9 protein-coding genes are annotated in these 7605 nt (G+C 37.9%); 6 read left to right on the forward strand and 3 right to left on the reverse strand.

Annotation, left to right across the window (positions count from 1 at the left end; all coding sequences use genetic code 11):
- Nucleotides 1–15 precede the first annotated feature (15 nt).
- Together CHI06_RS17920 and kynB are read left to right on the forward strand one after the other, a co-directional pair.
- The gene (locus tag CHI06_RS17920; RefSeq protein WP_095249993.1) at nucleotides 16–1773 is read left to right on the forward strand and encodes a WG repeat-containing protein; all 1758 of its coding nucleotides are present in this window, start codon (nucleotides 16–18) and stop codon (nucleotides 1771–1773) included.
- A 69-nt stretch (nucleotides 1774–1842) separates the two neighbouring features.
- Nucleotides 1843–2463, forward strand: a complete 621-nt coding sequence (gene kynB, locus CHI06_RS17925; protein WP_095249994.1) for an arylformamidase — start codon at nucleotides 1843–1845, stop codon at nucleotides 2461–2463.
- A 36-nt stretch (nucleotides 2464–2499) separates the two neighbouring features.
- Here the strand turns inward: kynB and CHI06_RS17930 are convergent, their stop codons facing one another.
- Nucleotides 2500–3591 (reverse strand): copper resistance D family protein, encoded by a 1092-nt coding sequence (locus CHI06_RS17930; RefSeq protein ID WP_095249995.1) that lies wholly within the window; start codon nucleotides 3589–3591, stop codon nucleotides 2500–2502.
- Nucleotides 3592–3894, reverse strand: a complete 303-nt coding sequence (locus tag CHI06_RS17935) for a hypothetical protein (RefSeq protein WP_142300973.1) — start codon at nucleotides 3892–3894, stop codon at nucleotides 3592–3594.
- A gap of 227 nt (nucleotides 3895–4121) precedes the next feature.
- Here CHI06_RS17935 and CHI06_RS17940 point away from each other — a divergent pair, with 227 nt between their 5' ends.
- Nucleotides 4122–4376 (forward strand): amino acid decarboxylase, encoded by a 255-nt coding sequence (locus CHI06_RS17940; RefSeq protein ID WP_095249997.1) that lies wholly within the window; start codon nucleotides 4122–4124, stop codon nucleotides 4374–4376.
- On the opposite strand, the gene CHI06_RS17945 is transcribed toward CHI06_RS17940, so the two are convergent.
- Nucleotides 4373–5071, reverse strand: a complete 699-nt coding sequence (locus CHI06_RS17945; protein ID WP_095249998.1) for a Crp/Fnr family transcriptional regulator — start codon at nucleotides 5069–5071, stop codon at nucleotides 4373–4375. The genes CHI06_RS17940 and CHI06_RS17945 overlap by 4 nt on opposite strands.
- A 158-nt stretch (nucleotides 5072–5229) precedes the next feature.
- On the opposite strand from CHI06_RS17945, the gene CHI06_RS17950 reads away from it, so the two are divergent.
- From CHI06_RS17950 to CHI06_RS17960, 3 genes are all read left to right on the forward strand, one after another.
- Nucleotides 5230–5439 (forward strand): heavy-metal-associated domain-containing protein, encoded by a 210-nt coding sequence (locus tag CHI06_RS17950; RefSeq protein WP_095249999.1) that lies wholly within the window; start codon nucleotides 5230–5232, stop codon nucleotides 5437–5439.
- A gap of 95 nt (nucleotides 5440–5534) precedes the next feature.
- Nucleotides 5535–6329, forward strand: a complete 795-nt coding sequence (locus CHI06_RS17955; RefSeq protein ID WP_095250002.1) for an MBL fold metallo-hydrolase — start codon at nucleotides 5535–5537, stop codon at nucleotides 6327–6329.
- A 121-nt stretch (nucleotides 6330–6450) separates the two neighbouring features.
- On the forward strand, nucleotides 6451–7587 hold the full coding sequence (locus CHI06_RS17960) for a DEAD/DEAH box helicase (protein WP_095250000.1): 1137 nt from the start codon (nucleotides 6451–6453) through the stop codon (nucleotides 7585–7587).
- Nucleotides 7588–7605 lie beyond the last annotated feature (18 nt).

Raw genomic sequence — 7605 nt, forward strand, 5'->3', positions numbered from 1 at the left:
AATGGGGTAATCGTGATGTCTCAAAGAAATATGGAACAGGAAAATTGGATTATCTACCTTCTTTCCTTATCCAGAATGGTTTATCTTTTTCAGGCAGAAGTGAAAGGGATAGGCGGCCGTAGGTGGGGATACATCAATGAAAAAGGTGATTTTGTTCTTCCTCCAAAATATGATATGGGTCGTGAATTTCAGGAAAATGGCTTGGCTATTGTTCAAGTAGATAATCTAACTGGAATCATCAACAGTGACGGTTATTTTATTGTGAAACCAAAATATGATACAATCAATCCTTTTTCAGAAGGGCGGGCAGCTGCTATTGACGGAGAAGGTTATAAAATATTAGATGAAAGTGGAAAGGAAATAACCACAAAGGAATATTTCTTTATTGGAGATTATCAGGAGGGCAGAGCAGTAGTTGCCAATAATAACGAGCATGGCGACTATTTACTTGGTTATTTGAATAGAAGAGGCAAGGAAGTCATTCCGTTGTCCTTTGAAGCTGCAAGTGACTTTCAAGACAGTAAAGCGGTTGTAAAAGTCAAAGAGGGCGGATATTCGTTGATTGATCTAACAGGGAAGGTATTGAAATCCTACCCTTACCCTTTTGTAAATTATTATGGAGAAGGGATGCTGGCATTTAAGGAAAAGGAAGATGGAAACTGGGGTTACATGGACGAATCAGGGAAGGTGGTCATTGAGCCCAAGTATATTGGAGTACAACAGTTTATCGATGGAAAAGCGATTGTAACGGTAGAAAACCATAATCATGATTATTATGGTTTAATTGACCGACAAGGAAATTTTATCATCAAACCTCACTATAATAGCCTATTAAATCTTGGAGAAGAGCGGTATGCGTTAGGGAAGGCGATTGATCCTGAAAAGCCATATCTGTTTCCAAAGTATGCAATCGCCGCCTCTAACGGTCAAATTTATACTGGTTTTATCTATAATGGTGTTTCCAAATTTAAGGAAGGAATCGCCTCTGCATATAATGATGAACTCACTTTCTTTATCGATAAACGTGGTCAAAGAATTGAACATCTTCCAAAGATTAACGGCAGTGGTTCATTGGCATTTGAGAAATCATTAATAAAGGGGGATATTGATCTCCGAGTTCTCTATTTTGATAAAAAAGGCAAATTGATTTGGAAGCAAAATACTATCATTCCTTTAAACAACGATTATTCTGTTATCGAAAACAAATATAAACCAAATAAGGATTATTTAGTTTATTATCCACAGTTAAAGGGTGTTGAGACTCAGGAGAGTGTAAATCAGACTTTGAAGGACCTTTCTGGAGTGAAGCCAACGCTTGCGCATACGCAATTGGAATCAAGCTACGCAGGTGATTTCGATGTAAGCTTCTATAAGAAAACCCTGGTAGTCATTGAGATAAAAGGATATGATTATCCTTTTGGTGCGGCTCATGGAATGCCAGTTAGAAAATATGCACATATAGATCTTAAATCGGGCAAATTTTATCAACTTAAAGATTTATTTAAGCCGGAAGCAGATTACGTAGAGGTCATTAGTCAAATTATTGGAGAAAAAATCAAAAATGATGATCAATATTCCTATGTCTTCCCAGATTCTAATAAAGGAATTAAAGCAGACCAGCCATTTTTTATTAGTGAAGGGGCGTTGAATGTTTATTTTGGGCCCTATGAAATTGCCCCATATGCTGCAGGCTTTCCAACTTTTACAATTCCGTTTAATGAGATAAGCAGCATCATTAATCGTGCTGGAGACTTTTGGCTTTCGTTTCATTAATTGACAACATCTTGGCAGCGATATATTTTTAACATAGGCTAATTAATTACTGTCAAGGGAGTGGGAAGAATGAAAATGATCGATATTTCCAGAAGGTTAGAAAACGGAATGCCGGTTTGGCCAGGAGATACAACCTTTCAATATGAGGTTTCATGGTCCAAAGCAGAGAGTGGATCTGTGAATGTAGGTAGCCTTTCAATGAGTACACATACAGGGACGCATGTGGATGCGCCTTTTCATTTTGATGATAATGGAAAAAGAATTATTGAATTAGAACTTGAGTTGTATATCGGTCCTGTAAGGGTAGTCGATATGATTGGGAAAGAAAGTATAGGAGCGAAGGATTTGGAAAATGTAGATTTAGAAGGCTTCCAAAGAGTATTGTTTAGAACTTTGGCTTGGGAGAATTCAAGAGAGTTTCCTGAAAAGATACCTTTTATTGAAGGTGACCTCGGTCCATACTTGGCGGAGAAGGGAATTAGACTCATCGGGGTGGATGTTCCATCCGTCGATCCGATTGACAGTAAAGACCTGCATGCGCACCATAGCTTAAATGAAAATGGAATCCATATCCTCGAATCAGTCCTTTTGGATCAAGTAGAACCAGGTGATTATGAGTTAATTGCCCTGCCGCTGCCATTGGTTGAAGGAGACGGAAGTCCGGTAAGAGCCGTGTTACGTTCACTATAAAAAAGAAGCAGCGGGAATCCATTTCCGCTGCTTCTATCATGATAGGCTTAACATAAATCCAATATAGCTAGAAATGATAAATAATAGACTCATTACTAAGGACAAAGCTTTTGGGGCTTTTTTAATAAAAGTAACAATAACTAACGCTAGAAAAAGTATAGCGATCAGAAAAATGGTTATCGAAACAATCCCAGGGGAAAAATGGATAGGGAAATTTATCTCACCTGGATGGAAAAAGGAATATAACTTGGAAGCCCCTTCTGCTCTAACCATCGAACCTAGTTCATGAGGAGGTGAAGCTTGTCCAAGTGCGCCAGTAATAGAAAAAACGATTAAAACAATCACGCTCTCAAGCCGTGCCCATGGAAGCGGATTATAAGATGGATCTTTTTGGAGCCTTTTCCGAATCAAAAAGCTATTGATAAAGGCGAAAACTAGTAATGGAAGAATTGCTATATGTTTAATTAATAATGTCTGCCCATAAGAAATAGCTGTTACACTAACATAATCGGACAATTCCATGTGAAAAGTCATTAAGGATATACCTGTTATGGTCGTAATAACTAAACATAATATAGCAACTGGCGAAAACCACTTCAAGAATTTCAGCCAATGATCATGGTTCCGTGAAAACCAACTCACCACCATCAGGATTCCAACCCATGTTGTAATCGCTAAAAAGTGGGCAGTGTGGGTGAGGAAACCTGCTATTTTGGATAAGGATGCTGCATGGCTGGACCAGCCAAGTGAAGCAATTAAGATAAGTGTAAAGATGAGACCTGTTAAAGAGAATAAAGGCTTTTGTTCAAGTTTAAGCGGGATTAGATATATGAACAGGATAAACGAAATAAAAACCGTACTAATCCAGGTCTTGCCTACCTCAAAATTCATTAACACAGATTTAAGGGTATAGCCTAAACCTAGGTCCTCATATAAATATAGAACAATTTTTAATACCGGCAAAAAGGAAAATAGGGCAATCCCTAATGCGGCAGCCAAAAGCACACCTTTTGGAATTTTAATTTCTGGACGAGCATTTTGGGGAATAAGATTCAAAATAAAGCTCCCGAGTAACAATGAAAAACAAATATAAAGTAATGCCTCACTTACAATTCCTGCAATAAACATCTAGACGTATTTCCTCCTATAAATCAACCAATAGCTTCCGAAGCCCAAAACGATAATTAAACCCATTATGGCTGGGAGTGCATAATTCATCACAGAAGGTTTTTCTGAAATCGTTTTATTTACTTTTGTGGATTCTTCCTTCATTACCGCTTTAGTATCCGGGGCAGCAGTTTCAATTTCTTTATTCGTTTCAACTTGTACTGGTGGTGTTGTATTTGTTTCCATGTGGGAATGCGCAAAGGTTTGTGAACCCAATAAAAAGAACAACAAACATGAGACCAGAGTAATTTTGTTTAACATCATTTTCAACTCCGATATATTGTTATCTTGCTGCCCTTCATTCTACCACCAATCATAGGAGTTTATCTCTATTTAAGTATATTGTTCACAATACGTTCAAAAATTAATATTTCCCAATCTTAACCTGGTTAAAGCTAAAAACATAGTTGAACTTGATATAAATCAATTTTCAAAATATAAAAGGGTGTTACACTTGGTGATAATCTTACTTAAGAGGTGATGAAAAAAGGATGAGCAGTTTCCAAATAGAAAATCAAAGAGCCGTCATAGATATTCGCGAGAGAGTCTTAAAGGGCGAACATCCACGACGGGAAATTATAAATTTTGTAAAGTCAGCACCTGTGGGGACCATATTTGAAATTCATTTACCACATCGTGGCGAACCGCTGATTGCGACCTTTCAATCTTTGGGGATGAATGCGATTGTAAATGAAATCGAACCAGCGCACTTTCGTCTCATGGCAATAAAATTAAATGAAATTTAACCAAACTCAGAAATTCTTTTTAGTTGGTCCAGCTCTAGAATCTGTAATTGCCTTTGACCTTCCATCCGAATAATATTTTTGGACATAAATGTCAAAAGCTTTCTGCTTACGGATTCTGGAGTTGTTCCAATAAAACTTGCTAAATCCTTCTTTGTAATCGGCAGCGTAAATACCTCATTCTGGATGTTCATTTTTTCATGGAAGAGTAGAAGTGCCTTTGCAAGCCTCTGTTCTACTTCCATTAAACTTAGATACCCCATGGATTCATCTGCTTCATAAAGACGGTCGTTCATCGCCACTAAAAAGCGGAACGCCATATCAGAATTACCCTCCATTGTTTTTAAAAAGTCATTTTTTTCTATTGAACATATCATCGTTTGTTGTACGGCTTCAGCATTAATATAATGTTTCTCATCTCTTAAAAGAGAATATAGGCCAAAAAAATCACCAGGAAACAGAAGTCGAACAATTTGTTCTTTTCCGTCTGCAGATGTTTTCGTTAATTTAATCAGCCCTTTTTTAACGACAAATAATGTACTTGAACGTTCGCCTTCTCTAAAAATATATTCCCCTTTAAGTGCCTTTCGACTGCGCGTGACCTTCCGTAGTTGCTGAATATCCTCTTCATTCAGCCCTTTAAAAACAGGAACAGTGATGAGACAGGATGATTCATGAGAGCAATGTTCACAACACACGATTATAACCACTCCCTTAGAGTATTCGTTACTATATAGTTTATCTTTCTTTATTTGTTTTTGTAGTGATTCATATCAACCTTGATGTAAGTCAAGGTTTCACAGCATCAATTCTTATAAACTAATGTAGAATCCATGATTGAAAGGGGATATTCAAAATGAGTATGATACAGTTGTCTCTAAATGATGTTGCCTGCTCTGGGTGTATTGGGAAAATCAAGAGGAAAATAAAAAGGTATAACGGGATTGAGAAGGTAAAAATTTTAGCAGGCAGTGGTAAAATTGAAATTAACTTTAATGAAGCGATTATTGAATCTGAGGAAATTAACTCCACCATTCATAAATTGGCGATAAGAACATTTGATTAATATATTCTTCCTCTCTGTTAAATAATAAATAAAAACAGGGGGGATTTTTTTTGAAACAAAATCAGGACAGTAAGTTTGAAGGATCATTTCTACCTATGACCTCCATTGGCAGCGGTATGGGTATTGCCGTTTTGCCTGATGTGTATTGTTATACGAATCAAATCGTCAATCTAGCATTAGTGGGTAATCAGAATGAATTTGTACTTGTGGATGCAGGTATGCCTAAGAGTGCCGATGAAATTAGCGGAATGATTACAGAGCACTTCGGAGAACAGGCACGACCAAGTGCCATCATTCTGACTCATGGTCATTTTGATCATGTTGGTTCGCTGGTTGAACTTCTAGAAAATTGGCGGGTTCCTGTTTATGCACATGAATTGGAGATCCCTTATTTAACAGGTAAAAAGGATTACCCACCAGGCGACCCAAGTGTCGACGCAGGAATGGTGGCAAAATTGTCCCCAATGTTTCCGAATCATGGCATTAATATTGGGGAACAAGTAAAGGCTTTTCCACAGGATGGTTCAATCCCTCATATGCCTGGGTGGAAATGGATACATACCCCGGGGCATACGCCAGGTCATGTTTCATTCTTTCGAGAAGAAGACCGAGCCCTAATCGCTGGGGATGCTTTTGTTACAGTTAAACAAGAATCACTTTATAAAGTATTAACGCAAACACAGGAAATAAGCGGGCCGCCTCGATATTACACAACGGATTGGGAAGCTGCCTATGAATCCGTTAAAATCCTAGAGGCTTTGAAGCCAGAAGCAGCGGTAACCGGGCATGGACTCCCAATGAATGGTGAAGAATTAAGAGAGAATCTAAGCTATTTAACAGCTAATTTCAGAGAAATAGCTACGCCGAAAAATAGCCGATATACGAATTGAAGTACTACCCGTTCCTTGCGAAGGAATGGGGTTTTTTATGGACACTTTTTAGTAAATAGGATAGTATCAAAGTCATGTATGGATATAATATGTAGAAATGAGAAAAAAAAAGGAGTCCGAAATGTTAAATACCTTAAACCCTTTTTTACAGGAAGCATGGGAAAAGTCAGGTTTTCAAAATGCAACTTCTATTCAAGAAGCGGCCATTCCTCTAATTCTTGATGGAAAAGATTTAATCGCAGAATCCCCAACAGGCACTGGCAAAACACTTGCCTATTTACTGCCGTTATTAAATAAAATTGAATCTAATTCACAATCACTGCAAGCTGTTGTGCTAGCATCTTCACAGGAATTGGTTATGCAGGTTTATCAAGAATTTCAAAAGTGGTCAGAAGGCAGTGGAGTAAGAGGCACCTCCATAATTGGCGGTGCAAACGTAAAACGCCAGCTTGAAAAATTGAAAAAGCGCCCCCATGTTATATTTGCTACGCCAGGGCGATTATTTGAATTAATCAAACAGAAAAAAGTGAAAATGCACGAAGTGAAGCTAGTTGTTTTAGATGAAGGTGATCAACTGCTGATTCCAGAGCATATTAACACGGTCCAAAATATTGTTAAATCAACAATGGGAGATCGCCAAGTTGTTTTATTCTCAGCAACGATGAAAGCTGGAACGGAGAAATTAGCAAAGGAAATTACCAAGGAACCTGAAATTCTTCGGATAGAAAAGGATGAGATGGCTTCTTCTGGTGATGTTGAGCATATCTATTTTCTAGCTGAACCTAGAGATAAGATTAAGCTGCTTGAAAAAATCGTCCGGTTAGAAAACATCAAAGCACTTGCGTTTATTAATGATATTGGCGAAATTCAAGTATACAAAGAAAAGTTTAATTTTAAAGAATTGTCAACTGGAATTTTACATAGTGACATGAAGAAATTGGAACGACAGGCAGAGCTTAAAGCTTTTCGTGATGGAAAAACAAAAATGCTGATCGCTACAGATGTGGCAGCGAGAGGATTGGATATTCAGGGAGTTACACATGTTGTTCATGTGGACTTTCCGAGGGATATCGCCCAATATGTGCATAGAGCTGGCAGAACAGGAAGAATGGGCGCGGATGGTACCGTAATCTCATTAGTGACCGAACGGGAAGAGAGAGAATTAAAGCGGTATTGCCAAGAGTTAAATGTTACACCAATGAAAAGAATATTTTACCAAGGGCAAATCGCAGAACCTGAGCAAAAGGCACGCCGTTAATAAAAGACAGTGGGGATA

It is taken from the genome of Bacillus sp. 7884-1 (genome assembly GCF_002272245.1).
Lineage (GTDB): Bacteria > Bacillota > Bacilli > Bacillales > Cytobacillaceae > Neobacillus.